The sequence below is a fragment of the Microbulbifer regidiadema (SeqCode) genome (genome assembly GCF_052466995.1).
Genome location: NZ_CP174297.1, coordinates 1,564,222 through 1,579,910, shown reverse-complemented (window position 1 = coordinate 1,579,910; position 15,689 = coordinate 1,564,222). Strand labels below are relative to the sequence as shown.

Genomic DNA, 15,689 nt, shown 5'->3' with positions numbered 1-15,689 from the left:
GTGTGGCACGGCCAAGCGAGGCCGTCGGCTGAGCTCCGGCGCCCGGTATTCGTTGGCGCTGCGGCGCGAAAAAAAGAGATAGTCTCACGAGGATAAACATGCAGGTTTCCATCGAAACTACTTCCGGTTTGGAGCGTCGTTTAACGGTTAATTTACCGGCGGAAATCGTCGACAAAGAAGTGGACAAGCGTCTCCAGCAGGCTGCTAAGACTGTCCGCATCAACGGCTTCCGCAAAGGCAAGGTGCCGATGAAAGTCGTTCGTCAGCGCTTTGGTGCCGGTGTTCGTCAGGAAGTTCTGGGCGAGGTAATGAGCCGTTCTTTCTACGAAGCAGTGCAGAAAGAAGAGGTTAAGCCCGCTGGTCAGCCCAGCATCGAAGCGAAGCAGACGGCTGCCGGTGAAAACCTGGAGTACGTTGCAACTTTCGAAGTTTACCCCGAAGTTGAGCTTGCCGACCTGGCCGAGATCGCTGTAGAGCGCCCTGTTGCCGAAGTTACCGACGCAGACGTAAAGAACATGATCGATGTTCTGCGCAAGCAGCAGTCCTCCTGGAAAGACACCAAGCGCAAAGCGCAAAAGGGTGACCGTGTTGTTATCAACTTTGTTGGTCGCAAAGACGGTGAAGAGTTTGAAGGCGGCAAGGCCGAAGGTCACCAGTTGGTACTGGGTTCCGGCCAGATGATCCCCGGCTTCGAAGAAGGCATTCTGGGTATGAAGCCCGGTGAAGAGAAAGACCTGGATCTGACCTTCCCGGAAGATTACCAGGCAGAAGAGCTTCGCGGCGCTGCGGTCACCTTTAATATTAAAGTCACCTCCTCAGAGAAGCCCGAGCTTCCCGAGCTGAACGAAGAGTTCTTCGCGGCTTACGGTGTTCAGGAAGGTGGCGAAGAGAAGTTCCGCGAAGAAGTTCGCAATAACATGCAGCGCGAGCTGAAGAATGCGTCCTTGAACAAGGTTAAGACCCAGATCATGGATCAGCTGTTCGAGAAGCATCCTGTAGAGCTGCCCGCTGCTCTGGTTGCCAGCGAAGTCACTGCACTGCGCGGACAAATGGTTCAGCAGTTCGGCGGTCAGATTAAAGCTGAAGATGCCGAGCGTATGCTGCCCGACACCATGTTTGAAGAGCAGGCCAAGCGCCGCGTTGTTCTCGGCCTGGTAGTGGGTGAGATTGTTAAGCAGAATGAAATTTCTGTTGATGCAGACCGCGTAAAAGCGAAAGTTGAAGAGCTGGCCTCTACTTACCAGCAACCGCAAGAAGTAGTTGACTACTACTACAGCAACCGCGAGCTTCTGTCTGGTGTTGAGTCTGTGGTACTGGAAGATCAAGTTGTTGATCACGTACTGGCTTCAGCCAAAGTATCTGAAGTTGACAGCAGCTACGACGAAGTGATTAAGCCGCAAAAGCAAAGCTAATCTCTCACTTCAATTAGGTGTAGTGTGGCGCTCGCTCCAGCGTGGCGCCCCTACATCTCCTTCCTTTTTACCGGCTGGCTTTCTCTCGCCTGACCGGTTAAGCTCTCAAAACCAAATTTTCAGCATGGGCATATAATGCCTGTTCGCTGGCCTGCCGAATACGCCACAAAAGGAAGCAATGGTACCTATGGCACGAATTGATTTTCCAAAAGCTTCGATAGAGCCCTCAGCATCCGGCTTAGTCCCTATGGTGGTGGAGCAAACCGCCAGGGGTGAGCGCTCATTTGATATTTATTCTCGCCTGTTAAAAGAGCGTGTGATCTTCCTGGTCGGACCTGTAGAAGACCATATGGCCAACCTGGTGGTTGCTCAGCTACTGTTTCTTGAGGCTGAGAATCCGGACAAAGATATCCACCTGTATATTAATTCGCCGGGCGGTTCGGTAACTGCCGGTATGTCTATTTATGACACCATGCAGTTTATCAAGCCTGATGTCAGCACCATGTGTATCGGCCAGGCCTGTAGCATGGGAGCGTTTCTGCTGACCGCAGGGGCCGAGGGCAAGCGTTTCGCAACACCGAACTCCCGGGTGATGATTCACCAGCCCAGCGGTGGAGCCCAGGGGCAGGCGAGCGATATCCATATTCACGCCCAGGAAATCCTCAAGATTCGCCGGCGTTTGAATGAGCTGATGGCACACCACTCTGGACGCCCGGTCAGTGATATCGAGAGAGATACCGAACGCGATAACTTTATGAGTGCCGATGAAGCCAAGGAATATGGCTTGGTCGACGATGTACTGTCTCGTCGACAGGCGTTTGACAAGTAGATTTTCTGCGAAAAAAGTTGACTAGAGGCGGATTTCAGCGAAAGTTGGTTTTTTCTTATAGACTGGCTTTCGCGGAGACTTGAAAATTACGCCAAAAGGCAGCATCTTGCTGGGTAAGCTGAATTTAAGGCCCTGGCCGGCCAGTGACGACGGAGTATTTTGATGACCGACAAAAGCAGCGGAGAAGACAGCGGAAAATTGCTGTACTGCTCTTTCTGTGGCAAGAGCCAACAGGAAGTGCGGAAGTTAATCGCTGGGCCGTCAGTCTTTATCTGCGATGAATGTGTCGAGTTGTGTACCGACATCATTCGCGAAGAAGTGCAAGAGACTGCGGAGGGCCCCGAAGGGCGCCTGCCGACACCCCGTGAGATTACAGAGATCCTCGATCAGTATGTGATTGGACAGGAGAGGGCCAAACGTGTGTTGGCGGTTGCTGTTTACAATCACTACAAGCGTTTGCGCACCAAGTCTGGCGTGAAAAGTAAGGATGAGGTAGAACTCAGTAAATCCAACATTTTGCTGGTTGGCCCTACCGGTAGTGGTAAAACCCTGCTCGCCGAGACCCTGGCACGCCTGCTCAATGTTCCCTTTACTATTGCCGATGCAACCACCCTGACCGAGGCCGGTTATGTGGGTGAGGATGTTGAAAACATCATTCAAAAGCTTCTGCAAAAGTGTGATTACGATGTAGAAAAAGCCCAGCAGGGCATCGTCTATATCGATGAGATCGACAAAATCTCGCGCAAATCAGACAACCCCTCAATTACCCGCGACGTATCCGGTGAGGGTGTGCAGCAGGCGCTGCTGAAACTGATTGAGGGCACTGTCGCATCGGTGCCGCCACAAGGTGGACGCAAGCACCCGCAGCAGGAGTTTTTGCAGGTTGATACCTCTAATATCCTGTTTATTTGTGGTGGTGCTTTTGCGGGTCTGGATAAGGTTATCCGCGATCGCTCTGAGAAGGGCGGAATCGGCTTTAGCGCCGAGGTTAAATCGAAGGATGGTACCAGTAATTTTGGCGAGATCCTGCGGGACCTGGAGCCGGAAGATCTGGTTCGCTACGGCTTGATCCCCGAGTTTGTCGGCCGCCTGCCGGTGACCGCCACTCTGGAGGAGTTGGACCGCGAGGCCCTGGTGCAGATTCTCACCGAACCGCGTAACGCCCTGACCAAGCAGTATGCAAAGCTGTTTGAGATGGAGGATGTGGAGCTGGATTTCCGCCCCGATGCACTGGATGCCGTTGCGACCAAGGCAATGGAGCGCAAGACCGGTGCCCGCGGCCTGCGCTCAATCATGGAGTCCGTATTGCTGGAGACCATGTACGATATTCCATCCACGGATAATGTGGTGAAAGTGGTTATTGACGAAGCCGTCATTAAAGGCGAGTCGGCCCCGCTGCTGGTTTACGAGAGTGAATCCCAGCCGCAGAAGGCGGCGCCAGAAGAATAGCCCAAGCCCATGGTAAAAGGCCCCAATACAGGGGCCTTTTTTATAGTATTTCCTAATTACCTAAGCGTCTGACAGCTTGTCTTGGCATTCCCGGCCGGATTCTTGTGATGAACTCGGCACAAATTGGTCGTGAGATTAGACTTGTATTTCGGGCCCTTCCCCCCCATTACTAGCATCTGAAGGGCGGTGGCCCAGGTTAAGCTGTCAATTTCAACAGCAGCATGATGCCGCGCCAAATACCCAGTGATAGGGCCGAGAGGAGTTCTATGGACCAGTCATCCGACACCACACTTGAATATCCGTTGTTGCCATTGCGCGATGTTGTTGTTTACCCCCATATGGTGATCCCGCTTTTTGTGGGCAGGGAAAAGTCCATTGAGGCCCTGGAAGAGGCTATGCGCAGGGATAAGCAGGTATTGCTTGTGGCCCAGCGAAAAGCATCTGAGGATGATCCCGGTGCAGACGATATCTATCGTGTGGGCACGATTGCCAGTGTCTTGCAGCTACTCAAGCTTCCCGACGGCACCGTGAAGGTGCTGGTGGAAGGCGGTGAGCGCGTAAATATTCGCGAGGTGATGGAGAGAGAAAATCACTTCGAGGCAACGGTTGCGCCGATGGAGACGCAGGAGCTGTCAGAAGGGGAGGCGGATGCCCTGGTGCGTTCTGTTATGTCCCAGTTCGAGCAGTATGTCTCTGTCAGCAAAAAAGTGCCCAATGAGGTTATTACCTCTCTGTCGGGAATCGATGAGCCCGGCCGCTTGGCGGATACTATTTCTGCACATATGTCTCTGGAATTGCCACAGAAGCAGGAGCTTCTGGAGACGGTCAGCGTCAAGGAGAGGCTGGAGCAGCTGCTGGGGTTGATGGATGCTGAAATCGACCTGATCCAGGTGGAGAAGCGTATTCGCGGGCGCGTGAAAAAACAGATGGAGAAAAGCCAGCGCGAGTACTATCTCAATGAGCAGATGAAGGCGATTCAAAAAGAGTTGGGCGAAATCACTGAAGAGCCCAATGAAATTGAAGAGCTGGAAAACAAGATTGCCGAATCCGGCATGAGTGCCGAAGCGGAAAAGAAAACCCGCGCCGAGCTGGGCAAGCTAAAGATGATGTCGCCCATGTCTGCGGAAGCTTCGGTTTTGCGCAGTTATATCGACTGGATGCTGAGTCTGCCCTGGAAAAAGGCCAGCCGCGTTAGGCATGACCTGATAAAAGCCGAGGAAATTCTCGAGAAAGAACACTACGGCTTGGAAGAGGTTAAAGAGCGGATACTGGAATACCTCGCAGTGCAGAAGCGCGTGAAGAAAGTCAAAGGGCCGATTTTATGTCTGGTTGGTCCGCCCGGGGTAGGTAAAACCTCACTGGGCCAATCTATTGCTCGAGCAACCAATCGTCAGTATGTGCGTATGGCGCTGGGCGGCGTGCGCGATGAGGCCGAGATTCGCGGGCATCGACGCACTTATATTGGTTCGCTACCGGGTAAGCTGGTACAAAAGATCTCCAAGGTGGGGGTCAAAAACCCTCTGTTCCTGCTCGATGAGGTCGACAAAATGGGGATGGACCAGCGCGGCGACCCCGCCTCCGCACTGCTGGAGGTCCTGGACCCAGAGCAAAATAAAGCCTTTAACGATCACTACCTCGAAGTCGATTACGACCTTTCCGATGTAATGTTTGTTTGTACCTCCAACTCGATGAATATTCCGGGTCCATTGCTGGACCGTATGGAAGTGATTCGAATCCCCGGTTATACCGAGGATGAAAAGTTGAATATTGCGCAGCGCTACCTGGTACCGAAACAGCGCAAAGCCAACGGTCTTAAAGACAATGAGCTGGAACTGTCCGATGACAGCATCCGCGATATCGTCCGCTATTACACCCGTGAAGCCGGCGTGCGCGGCCTGGATCGGGAGATCGCTAAAATCTGCCGCAAGGTGGTCACCGAACGCGTTCGCAATCCCTCGGAGAAGAAGGCGATAGTGCAGCCGCAGCAGTTGGAAGAGCTGCTCGGTGTGCGCAAATTTGACTTTGGCCGCGCAGAGGAAGAGAACAAAATCGGAATCGTCACCGGCCTCGCCTGGACTGAGGTGGGCGGTGAGCTTCTCAATATCGAAGCGTCGGCGGTTCCGGGTAAGGGGCGCATGATTAAAACCGGCTCCCTCGGCGATGTGATGCAGGAGTCGATTCAGGCGGCACTGACCGTGGTGCGCTCACGCTCCCAGGCACTGGGTATAGGCCCCGATTTTCACGAGACCCGCGATATTCATATCCACGTGCCAGAGGGCGCCACTCCCAAGGATGGCCCGTCGGCAGGTATCGCTATGTGTACGGCTCTGGTATCTATACTGACCGATATTCCGGTGCGTTCAGATGTGGCGATGACCGGAGAAATTACACTTCGCGGAGAAGTTTTAAGAATTGGTGGTCTAAAGGAAAAGTTATTGGCAGCGCATCGGGGCGGTATCAAAACTGTACTGATTCCCGCCGATAACGAGCGAGATCTGAAGGATATTCCCGATAATATTCTCCAGGACTTGGTAGTTAAACCGGTTAAATGGATTGATCAGGTGCTTGAGTTGGCCCTTGAGCACAAGCCTGAATCCCTGTCTGATGAAGAGTACTCCGCCTTGCAGAAGAAGGCTGAGGAGCGCTCCCAGCGCGGAATTCAAACCCACTAGCCTCTTGGACGGGGTGACTTTTGTCGCCCCGTTACAACTTGCAAGGCCAAAACTTCGCCAATCGGCTCTCTATACCGCTCAAAAAGTATACATCTGCTCGGAAACCCGCATGGTTCCTTGACCCGCTACTGGGCAGTTGGTATAAAACGGGGCTTATTGCCCGGCGCGTAAATTGCCGAAGGCTAAACAATTTATAGTGTGGGGGCTTTCGCAAGCCCTCCGAAGCATATTTAAAAAGAACAGAGGGATTAAGTGTGAATAAGTCCGAACTGATTGAAGCAATCGCCGCATCTGCAGATATTCCAAAAGCAGCAGCCGGTCGCGCTTTGGACGCAATGGTGGATAGCATCACTGATGCTCTGAAAAAAGGTGATCAAGTTGCCCTCGTAGGCTTTGGTACTTTTGCGGTTAAAGAGCGTGCAGCCCGTACTGGCCGCAACCCTCGCACTGGCGATCCCATCGAAATTGCTGCGGCAAAAATCCCTAGCTTCAAGGCCGGTAAAGCCCTGAAAGACGCTGTAAACTAAGTTTTCAGCAGACTTTGAGACTTTGTAAAAAGAGTCCGAATGTCAGAGAGGCGTGTCAGTTGGGATACGCCTTTTTTGTATCTGATGCAGTTAAAGACAACTAATAATTTTCGGAGCTGAGCATGCTTCAGTCCATGCGTGACAACCTGAAAGGGACAGCCGCGATTATTGTCGCAGCCTTTTTCGGTTTTATTATGGTCATTGGGGGAATTGATTTCTTCACCGGTGCCAGTGGAGGTGCTGCCGATGCGGTAGCCGAGGTTAATGGCGAAAAAATAACAAACCTGGATTTGCAGCGCGCAATTCAAAATCGCCGCAATATGATCATTAGTCAGTACGGTGAAGACGTGCCCGCTGATTTAATCAGCGATGAGCAGCTGCGCGAGCCGATGTTGCGCCAACTGATTTCCAGCTCGGTAATGCGCCAAGCGGCTCAGGACAGCGGCATGGTAATGAGCTCCACAGCGGTCGATAAAGCGATTGTACAAATTCCGGCATTTCAGGTGAACGGCAGCTTTGACCCGCAAATGTACCGCGACGCTTTGCGCCGTATGGGTTACAGCCCGGCAGGTTTCCGCCAGATTATGGAAAGTGATATGGCGCTGGAGCAGTACGCCAACAGTGTGGTAGATAGTGCTTTCACCACCCAGGCGGATGCCGAACAAATCGTTGCCGCCTCTATGGAAGAGCGCGATTTTGACTATGTAGTGATGCCGGTTGAAGGCCTGCTGGCTGAGACTCAAGTCTCTGAGGCTGAGGTAGAGCAGTACTACCAGGAGAACCAGGGCCAATACCAGCGCCCAGAACAGGTCGCAGTCGAGTATATCGAGCTTACCCCTGAAGTGTTTGCCGGTAATATCGATATTTCCGAAAGCGATGTGCGCGCTCAGTACGAGCAGGAACTCAAGGGCTTTGCATCGGAGCTGCGCCGTCGCGCCGCACATATCCTGCTTGAGGAAGCCGATGCAGAAAAAATTGCCGAGATTCAGAGCAAGCTGGATGCCGGCGAAGATTTTGCCGAGTTGGCAAAGACTTACTCTCAGGACGTAGGTTCTGCGGATGAAGGCGGTGAATTGGGCTACACCACCGGCGATGTCTTCCCCGAGGCATTTGAGCAGGCCCTGGCGGAACTCGAAGTGGGGCAGGTTTCGGCTCCGGTGACTACCGATAGCGGAACGCATTTCATCAAGTTGCTGGAAGTAGAGCAGAGCGAGCCGCCGAGCTTCGAAGAGCGCAAAATGCTGATCGAAAATCGACTGCGTGAATCTGTTGCCGAGCGCGAATTTGTCGATGCCCTGTCTCGCCTGGCCGATCTGGCCTACAACGCGGATAGCCTGGCAGAGCCCGCCGAAGAGTTGGGTGTTCCTCTGAAGAGCGCCGCTCTGTTTTCTCGCGAGAGCGCATCGGGTGTGCTGTCTAACGGCCAGGTAATCGAGGCTGCTTTCTCTGCGGAAGTGAAGGAAGATGGCAATACCTCAGATGTGATCAATCTGAACAATGAGCACTCTGTTGTTCTGCGGGTGACAGACTCCAAGCCGGCGGGTACCTATCCTCTGGAAGAGGTTCGCCAGCAAATTGTCGATCGCCTGAAGCGCGATAAAGCCAGTGAGCAACTGGCCAAGCAGGCGCAAGAGTTGAAAGAAAAGCTGGCTGCAGGTACTGGCTTCGCGGAACTGGCGGAAGCGCAGGGTTTAACTCTGGAGACCAGTGATAAGACCCGTCGCGGCGGCTTTGCCCAGCGCGGTGAAATCAATGCCAAGGCATTTGCACTGCCGGCGCCGGCGGCCGGCGCTGAAGAGGTGACCAGTTTCGCTACCAATAATGGCGATCTGGTGGTTCTCGACCTGCGCAGTGTGCGCCCGGGTGAGCTGTCCAAGCAGAGTAAAGAGCAGCGTCAGGCGTTGATGCAGCAATTGGCCTCTGTGAATGGCGGTGCCGAGTTGGCAGCTATTCAGCGCTACCTGTCCGATCAGGCAAAGATCGACGAGGCCTCGCCAGCTGAGTAATAGCCTTTAGCGACGAATAAAAAAACCCGGCAATTGCCGGGTTTTTTTATCGCTGGCTTTCTGCCCTGGCAGAAGCTGCACTTTAAGTGTTGCTGGCGCTATCTACAAATAGGGTTAAACGCTGCCCCGGTTGTAGGTACTTGGACTTGTTGATCTTATTCCAGCGCAGAATGTCATCGATCTCGATGCTGAACTTGTTGGCGATCCGGTAGAGGGAGTCACCACTGCGTACCCGGTAGGAAACCTTGCGCGTGGTGCGGCTGCTCTCGGAAGCTGTGGCAGAGCCGTTGTAAGCCACCAGGGTGCGTCCGGGGCGCAGAGTATCCCCAGGGGCCATGCTGTTCCAGCTGGCCAACTGTTTAACGCTCACATCCAGCTTGCGTGATATGCCCCAGAGGCTGTCACCGGGGCGCACGGTGTAATTGACCTTCTGGCCCTTACCCGAAGACTGTTTGCGTTGGACCCGCTGATCGAGGGCGTAGGCGTACTGTCCGGCGGGACCCGATGCGCTGGGAATTAACAGGGTTTTACCGGCGCGGATATTGTTGTTGCGCAGTTTGTTGGTCTCCCGTATCGCCCCCACTGTGGTCTGGTAGCGGCGCGCAATAGTGGAGAGGGTATCGCCCCGGGCAATCGTGTAGCGCTGCCAGCTGACTCGCTCATCCTTGGGGAGCTGTGCCAGTGCGCTTTCAAATTTTTCCTGGGTCTCTATTGGAATCAGTAGCTGGTGATTGCCGTTGGGGTCGGTTGCCCAGCGGTTGTAGCCGGGGTTCAGCAGGTACAGTTCCTCAATTTCAATTTCCGCGAGTTCCGCCGCCTGGGCCAGGTCGATCTGGCTGCCGACATCGACACGGGCGTAGTAGGGCTCGTTGGCGACGTCATGCAGCGGTATTTTGTAGTGGCTGGGGCGGGATATCACTTCCGCGAGGGCTAACAGCTGCGGTACATAGCGCTTGGTCTCCCGGGGGAGTTTCAGGTCCCAATAGCTGGTGCCGAGCCCCTTGCGGCGATTGCGCTCTACGGCTCTGCGCACCGTGCCTTCGCCGGCGTTGTATGCGGCCAGTGCCAGTTCCCAGTCGCCATCAAAGCGATCGTGAAGGTAGTTAAAGTATTTTGCTGCGGCCTGGGTGGACTCGTGGACATCGCGGCGGCCGTCGTACCACCAGTTTTGTTCGAGGCCAAATGAGCGTCCGGTCGCCGGGATAAACTGCCACATGCCAGAGGCGCGGGCGTGGGAGTAGGCGAAGGGGTCGTAGGCACTCTCGACAATAGGCAGCAATGCCAGCTCAAGGGGCAGGTTTGCCTGTTCCAATTGCTCGGCAACATGGAAAATATAGCGGCGGGAACGCTCGGTTACCCGGGCCATATAGCCTTCGTTGCGAGCGAAATAAGCAATATATTCCTTTACCTTGGGGTTGCTGGTGTGGTGATTTAGGGCAAACCCCTGGCGCAAGCGGGCCCAGATATCCACGGGGGGCAGGGCGGCCTCGACGGATTGCTGCTGTTTAAAAGTGGGGTCACTCGCGGTAGCGGTTTCCTCTACAGGGGTATTGTCAGTTTCCGGCGCCGGGGTCTTTTCCGGTAATTGCGAGCAGGCTCCTACCGTAGCGGCTAATAGCGCTACGGCAAAATTCTTGTGAACCATGTGTGAGATCCGCGAGTATTTCTTGTAATTCATCCCGGCGTATATCAGAGCAATTATTGGTAAAACGCCGGGCATTTGATCAATTAGTTTCGATTCTAATTAGACAAATTAGTTTCGGTCAATATCGACGCTCAAAAAGCATACGATTTGCTATGTTATCACCCAGCTTGAGTGTAGTTTAGGTGAATTTGAGCCGTTAGAAGCCATCCTTCCAGCCGCGCAGGCCGGCAAAAACACTCACCTTATCCCCGCTGTCCAGGGGCTCTAATTTTGCGTGGGCAACAGCAGCTTGGCGGACCTCGGTATATCCGCAGCGGAGAAACGGATTGGTGTTCTGCTCTAGGGCAATTGTGGAGGGCAGGGTTGGCCTGTTGTCTTCCCGCAATTTTTCACATTGAGAGATTCTGGTGTCAATAGCCGTGTTTTGAGGTTCTACCGCTTGAGCAAACTTCAGATTGGCGAGTGTGTACTCGTGTGCAGGGTACACAAGGGTTGAAGGGGGTAGCTCGCTGAGTTTTTGCAGTGAGTGATACATCTGTTCGGGGCTGCCTTCGAAGAGCCTGCCGCAGCCGGCAGAAAAGAGCGTATCACCGCAAAAAAGGTGTAATTGTTCGCTGTCATCACTTGTGATTTCATTAAAAATGAGAGCGAGGTGGTCTAGAGTGTGCCCCGGGACGGCATACACCTTGAGGGGCATACCCAAAATTTGTAGGGAATCGCCGTCGGCAATGGGGTGAGTAACACCCGCTATAGTGCTGGGGCCATAAACAGGGCATTGATATTGGCGGCACAGTCTCTCGATACCACCGGTGTGGTCAAAGTGGTGGTGGGTTATCAGAATGCCGCTGAGAGGCGCTCCCTGCAGGGCGTTTTCGACAGGGGCAGAGTCGCCGGGATCGACGACCCAATGCTGACCACTTTTTTCAAGGTGCCAGATATAGTTGTCATTGAAGGCCGAAATTGGCGTAATAGATAGCATAATAGGGTCGTCTTCTAGCCTGTTGGGAGAACGATACCATGTTGAGAGCCTCTGCTTAATTCTGCGGCGCCTGCGATTTTTGGGTTGCAAGGCCCTCAGGGTAAATCTTGGAGCTGTTGCTGTAAGCGGCTAAGGGAGCGATACCTGGGTGGGCTCGGCTGAGTATAGAATTGGAAAAGATTGTTTGAGCGGGTACTGGAGAGGCAATGACTGGAAAGTTCAGGTCTGCAAGTAATGAGGGACTCTCCTCGCTCGGCAAGGCCTGTCCGGCATTGTCCCACTGGTTTTCCAGTGCGCTGGGGGAGGAGATTCTCTCTCAGCAATTGGCGCTAGCGCAGCCTTTGGTAGAGGGCTTTTTCGGCTATCACCTTCTCCAGGCCAGTGTTGCCCAGTCTGTAGACTTTGCGGCCACCAGTCGAATCAATCATCGATTTCGCCTGGGCGCTGCACTCGAGCAGGGCGGCGCGGCGATTGTAGAGTTTGAGCAGCTACCCCTGCCCTCGGACTCCATCGATGTAGTACTTCTGCACCATCTCCTGGATTTCTCCGCCCATCCCCACCAGATTTTGCGGGAAGCGGCCCGGGTGCTAATACCGGGTGGCCACCTGTTGTTGATCGGCTTTAACCCCTTCTCTCTGCTGGGCTTGTCTCGTTTTCTCTTTTCCAGAGGGGCCTATCAGCGCGGCAATCAATTGCGCGCCGCCCGGATTGCAGACTGGATGAACCTGCTCGACTTGCAGGCGGAGCGCGTGGATAGAGGCTTTTTCCGCCTGCCGTTGCAGCAGCGGGAATTGCTGTCCAGGACTGCCTGGATGGAGCGGTTCGGGTCCCGCTTACACTTGCCTTGGGGGGGCTTTTACATCATAGTCGCGCGGAAAGAAGTGGCACGTGTTCGCGCTATCAAGATTGATTGGCGAGCCGAGAGAAAACCCGCTCTGGTTGCCACCCCGTCGAGCCCTCGCGTCGCAGCACGCGGGAAGCATCAAAAGCGCTGATTTCGCTAAAAATCGGCCCCATTTCTACTTTTGGCGTAAGTTTTGAAACAAATTACTATCTACACGGATGGCGCTTGTCGCGGCAATCCGGGCCCCGGCGGTTGGGGCGCCCTGTTGGTTTACGGTGAGCGGGAGAAGGAGTTATTTGGGGGAGAAGCCCATACCACCAACAACCGTATGGAGTTGCTGGCGGCGATAAAGGCTCTGGAGGCGCTCAAACAACCGTGCAAGGTTGATTTGCACACCGACTCGCAGTACCTGCGCCAGGGGATCACCGGTTGGATTAACAACTGGAAGAAGAATGGCTGGAAGACCGCCAGCAAGAAGCCGGTAAAGAACGCGGACTTGTGGCGGCAGTTGGATGAGAGTGTCGCCCAGCACGAGGTGCAGTGGCACTGGGTTAAAGGCCATGCGGGGCACCCGGGTAATGAGCGGGCTGATCAGCTGGCAAATCGCGGTGTCGATGGGTTGGAGTCTTGAGGGAGAGTAGCGGATGCGTCAAGTAGTTCTCGATACCGAGACAACCGGTCTCGATCCTAAAAGCGGCCACCGGATTATTGAAATTGGTTGTGTGGAGCTGGTTAACCGGAAGTTGACGGGGCGCCACTACCACCAGTACATCAACCCTCAGCGGCAAGTGGATGATGGCGCTATTGAGGTTCACGGCATTACGAATGAATACCTGGCCGACAAACCGGTATTCGCCCAGATCGCCGATGAATTTATGACCTTCTGTGAAGGGGCGGAGTTGGTTATTCACAATGCGCCCTTCGACGTCGGCTTTATCGATGCGGAACTGCGCTTGTTGGGCAATCCGCGCTGGCGCAATGTCAGTGCGCACTGCGGGGTTTTGGACACCCTGACGCTGGCGCGGGAAAAGCACCCCGGGCAGAAGAACAATCTGGACGCCCTGTGTAAGCGCTACTTTGTCGACAACTCCCAGCGGGATTTGCACGGCGCTTTGCTGGATGCGGAAATTCTTGCCGACGTCTACCTGATGATGACCGGCGGTCAGACCGATTTGGTCCTGGCCCAGGGGGACTCCCAAGAGGGGGAAGGTGGCAATAAGGTGGAGAGCGAAACGGCCGGGGAGGCCATTCGTCGCCTGCCTGCCGATCGGGCTCCGCTATTGGTCGCGCGCGCTACGCCGCAGGAGGCCGAGGCCCATCAATCGATGTTGGGGCTGCTGGAGAAATCAGCGGGCAAACACTTCTGGTAGGAGGCCAGTGAGAGGTTGTTCTCACCGGCCTGAATCTTCTTCTGGATGGGCGCGGCAGCCCGCAGTTCCCACCCAGACTGTCTCTTTTACAATCTCTGTTTAGATCGTGTAAACCACGCAAATTAAAGCGACGATAGTCAGTACGATGGTGTAGGGCAGAGCCATGATCACCATGCGGCCGTAAGACAGGCGTATCAGAGGGGCAAGGGCCGAAGTCAGCAAGAACAGAAATGCCGCTTGTCCATTCGGGGTGGCAACACTGGGCAGGTTTGTGCCGGTATTGATGGCGATAGCCAGCTTGTCAAAATGCTCGCGGGTGATGTCGCCTGCGGTGAGCGCCGCTTTCACTTCGTTGATATAAACTGTTGCCACAAAAACGTTATCGCTGATCATCGATAAAATACCGTTAGCGAGGAACAGCAACCCCGGTTGCTGTTCGGGCTTTTGTGCAAGAACGAAATTGGTTACCGGCTCAAAAAGGTGCTGCTGGTGGATTACGGCAACGATTGCGAAGAAAACTACAAGCAGTGCAGTAAAGGGCAGTGCCTCTTCAAAGGCGTGACCAATTCTAGGCTCTTCGACGATGCCGTTAAATGCGGTCAGAAGCACAATGATCATCAGGCCGATAATACCCACTTCGGCAACATGAAACGCCAGGGCAAATACCAGGGCCACAGCGACAATACCCTGAACCCACAGCTCGGCGACCTGCGCAGAAGTGCGTTTCTTTTCTTCCTCTTTAGAGAAGTTAACCAGTACTTCACGCACGGCGCTGGGGAGCTGGGCACCATAGCCAAATACTTTTGTCTTCTCCAGTATCAGGCAGGTGATCAGGCCGGCAAAGAAGGTTGGAATGGTTACCGGAGCCATCTGTAGGAAAAACTGGATAAACTCCCAGCCGGCTTTCTCCGCGATCAGCAGGTTTTGGGGCTCGCCCACCAGGGTGCAGACGCCGCCGAGGGCGGTGCCTACTGCACCGTGCATAATCAGGCTGCGAAGATAGGACCTGAACTGGTCCAGATCCTCGCGGTGGTACTCCACCACATGTTCATCATTGGAGTGATCGTGGTCATGGTGGTGGTGGGGTTGCTGGGAGGCAACCCGGTGATAGACCGAGTAAAAGCCAACCGCAACGGCAATCAGGACGGCGGTTACGGTCAGCGCGTCGAGGAATGCAGAGAGCACTGCGGAAACAGCGCAGAAGAGTAGTGACAGCAGGGGTTTTGAATTCACATTAATCAAAATTTTAGTGAATACAAATAGCAGTAGGCTCTTCATAAAGTAAATGCCGGCCACCATAAACATAAGTAGTAGAATCACTTCAATATTTTCTACTACTTCATGGTATACGGCATCGGTGCTTGTCATCCCCATTAATACCGCTTCAATTGCCAGTAGCCCGCCGGGTTGAAGGGGGTAGCACTTAAGGGCCATTGCCAGGGTAAAAATAAATTCTCCAATCAGTACCCAGCCGGTTACAAAGGGCCCCGATACGTACAGTATTAACGGATTTAGGAGCAGAAAGGCGGCTATAGTTAATTTGTACCAATCGGGCGCTTTACCGAGAAAATTTTCGGCAAAGGCGCGACCAAATCCGCTGCCGGATGCCGCAATGGTATTATTGTAAGTGTTCATCATTTACTTCCCTGGTTAACCCATTAATGTGGGTCAAAATGGAATCTTGGGGGGCGGTGTCTGCGAAATAGATATCTGAACTCAGTATCGCTGCGCTGCTTCCCCGGGTTTATTGTGTACTGATTGATTGGTTTTTGTTCTTTAACGCAAAAAAACGTACAACTTTAAACTTGAAAGTAGCAAACGCTACTGGGTTTTCCGGAAAATTCAAGTAATTTAGGGGCTTCGGCCCCGCCACTGGGCGATTTGTCGATTATTCGCTGGAAATTTTTTGGCGAAAGGTGGACTCTTTTGCTTATTGGGGTAAATTGCCCTTAATTA

11 protein-coding genes and 1 pseudogene are annotated in these 15,689 nt (G+C 53.8%); 9 read left to right on the top strand and 3 right to left on the bottom strand.

The window, feature by feature from the left end; translation table 11 throughout:
* Window positions 1-98 precede the first annotated feature (98 nt).
* The 6 genes and pseudogenes from tig (at window position 99) to ACJJIK_RS06650 (ending at window position 8,895) form a co-directional block, all read left to right on the top strand.
* Window positions 99-1,412 carry a trigger factor gene (gene tig / locus ACJJIK_RS06675; protein WP_444930561.1) on the top strand — a complete coding sequence of 438 codons (1,314 nt, stop codon included), beginning with the start codon at window positions 99-101 and terminating at the stop codon, window positions 1,410-1,412.
* A gap of 187 nt (window positions 1,413-1,599) precedes the next feature.
* Complete coding sequence (gene clpP, locus ACJJIK_RS06670) at window positions 1,600-2,241, top strand: ATP-dependent Clp endopeptidase proteolytic subunit ClpP (RefSeq protein ID WP_444930562.1); 642 nt, start codon at window positions 1,600-1,602, stop codon at window positions 2,239-2,241.
* Between the two features lie 162 nt (window positions 2,242-2,403).
* Window positions 2,404-3,690 carry an ATP-dependent Clp protease ATP-binding subunit ClpX gene (gene clpX, locus ACJJIK_RS06665; RefSeq protein WP_282933429.1) on the top strand — a complete coding sequence of 429 codons (1,287 nt, stop codon included), beginning with the start codon at window positions 2,404-2,406 and terminating at the stop codon, window positions 3,688-3,690.
* Window positions 3,691-3,956: 266 nt separating this feature from the next.
* Window positions 3,957-6,362 carry an endopeptidase La gene (lon, locus tag ACJJIK_RS06660; RefSeq protein WP_444930563.1) on the top strand — a complete coding sequence of 802 codons (2,406 nt, stop codon included), beginning with the start codon at window positions 3,957-3,959 and terminating at the stop codon, window positions 6,360-6,362.
* 227 nt (window positions 6,363-6,589) lie between these two features.
* Window positions 6,590-6,889 (top strand): annotated as a pseudogene (locus ACJJIK_RS06655) (HU family DNA-binding protein); the annotation flags it as partial.
* A gap of 122 nt (window positions 6,890-7,011) precedes the next feature.
* Window positions 7,012-8,895 carry a SurA N-terminal domain-containing protein gene (locus ACJJIK_RS06650; protein WP_444930564.1) on the top strand — a complete coding sequence of 628 codons (1,884 nt, stop codon included), beginning with the start codon at window positions 7,012-7,014 and terminating at the stop codon, window positions 8,893-8,895.
* 82 nt (window positions 8,896-8,977) lie between these two features.
* Here ACJJIK_RS06650 and ACJJIK_RS06645 read toward each other — a convergent pair whose 3' ends face one another.
* Together ACJJIK_RS06645 and gloB are read right to left on the bottom strand one after the other, a co-directional pair.
* Window positions 8,978-10,540 (bottom strand): LysM peptidoglycan-binding domain-containing protein, encoded by a 1,563-nt coding sequence (locus tag ACJJIK_RS06645; RefSeq protein WP_444944553.1) that lies wholly within the window; start codon window positions 10,538-10,540, stop codon window positions 8,978-8,980.
* Between the two features lie 196 nt (window positions 10,541-10,736).
* Window positions 10,737-11,519 (bottom strand): hydroxyacylglutathione hydrolase, encoded by a 783-nt coding sequence (gloB, locus tag ACJJIK_RS06640; protein WP_444944552.1) that lies wholly within the window; start codon window positions 11,517-11,519, stop codon window positions 10,737-10,739.
* A 206-nt stretch (window positions 11,520-11,725) separates the two neighbouring features.
* On the opposite strand from gloB, the gene ACJJIK_RS06635 reads away from it, so the two are divergent.
* From ACJJIK_RS06635 to dnaQ, 3 genes are read left to right on the top strand one after another with little or no spacing between them, the layout of a single operon-like run.
* A complete protein-coding gene (locus ACJJIK_RS06635; protein WP_444944551.1) occupies window positions 11,726-12,514 on the top strand; it encodes a class I SAM-dependent methyltransferase in 789 nt (262 codons plus the stop codon).
* Window positions 12,515-12,556: 42 nt separating this feature from the next.
* Window positions 12,557-12,994, top strand: coding sequence for a ribonuclease HI (gene rnhA / locus ACJJIK_RS06630; protein ID WP_444930568.1), 438 nt, complete (start codon window positions 12,557-12,559; stop codon window positions 12,992-12,994).
* Between the two features lie 13 nt (window positions 12,995-13,007).
* Window positions 13,008-13,733, top strand: coding sequence for a DNA polymerase III subunit epsilon (gene dnaQ / locus ACJJIK_RS06625; RefSeq protein WP_444944550.1), 726 nt, complete (start codon window positions 13,008-13,010; stop codon window positions 13,731-13,733).
* A gap of 99 nt (window positions 13,734-13,832) precedes the next feature.
* Here the strand turns inward: dnaQ and nhaB are convergent, their stop codons facing one another.
* Window positions 13,833-15,368, bottom strand: coding sequence for a sodium/proton antiporter NhaB (gene nhaB, locus ACJJIK_RS06620; protein WP_444932303.1), 1,536 nt, complete (start codon window positions 15,366-15,368; stop codon window positions 13,833-13,835).
* Between the last annotated feature and the right edge of the window lie 321 nt (window positions 15,369-15,689).

Bases quoted from the DNA above. Each gene is read 5' to 3' on its own strand.
- dnaQ (WP_444944550.1), top strand. From the start codon at position 13,008: ATGCGTCAAGTAGTTCTCGATACCGAGACAACCGGTCTCGATCCTAAA.
- tig (WP_444930561.1), top strand. From the start codon at position 99: ATGCAGGTTTCCATCGAAACTACTTCCGGTTTGGAGCGTCGTTTAACG.
- clpP (WP_444930562.1), top strand. From the start codon at position 1,600: ATGGCACGAATTGATTTTCCAAAAGCTTCGATAGAGCCCTCAGCATCC.
- ACJJIK_RS06635 (WP_444944551.1), top strand. From the start codon at position 11,726: ATGACTGGAAAGTTCAGGTCTGCAAGTAATGAGGGACTCTCCTCGCTC.
- ACJJIK_RS06650 (WP_444930564.1), top strand. From the start codon at position 7,012: ATGCTTCAGTCCATGCGTGACAACCTGAAAGGGACAGCCGCGATTATT.
- lon (WP_444930563.1), top strand. From the start codon at position 3,957: ATGGACCAGTCATCCGACACCACACTTGAATATCCGTTGTTGCCATTG.
- gloB (WP_444944552.1), bottom strand. From the start codon at position 11,519: ATGCTATCTATTACGCCAATTTCGGCCTTCAATGACAACTATATCTGG.
- ACJJIK_RS06645 (WP_444944553.1), bottom strand. From the start codon at position 10,540: ATGGTTCACAAGAATTTTGCCGTAGCGCTATTAGCCGCTACGGTAGGA.
- clpX (WP_282933429.1), top strand. From the start codon at position 2,404: ATGACCGACAAAAGCAGCGGAGAAGACAGCGGAAAATTGCTGTACTGC.
- nhaB (WP_444932303.1), bottom strand. From the start codon at position 15,368: ATGAACACTTACAATAATACCATTGCGGCATCCGGCAGCGGATTTGGT.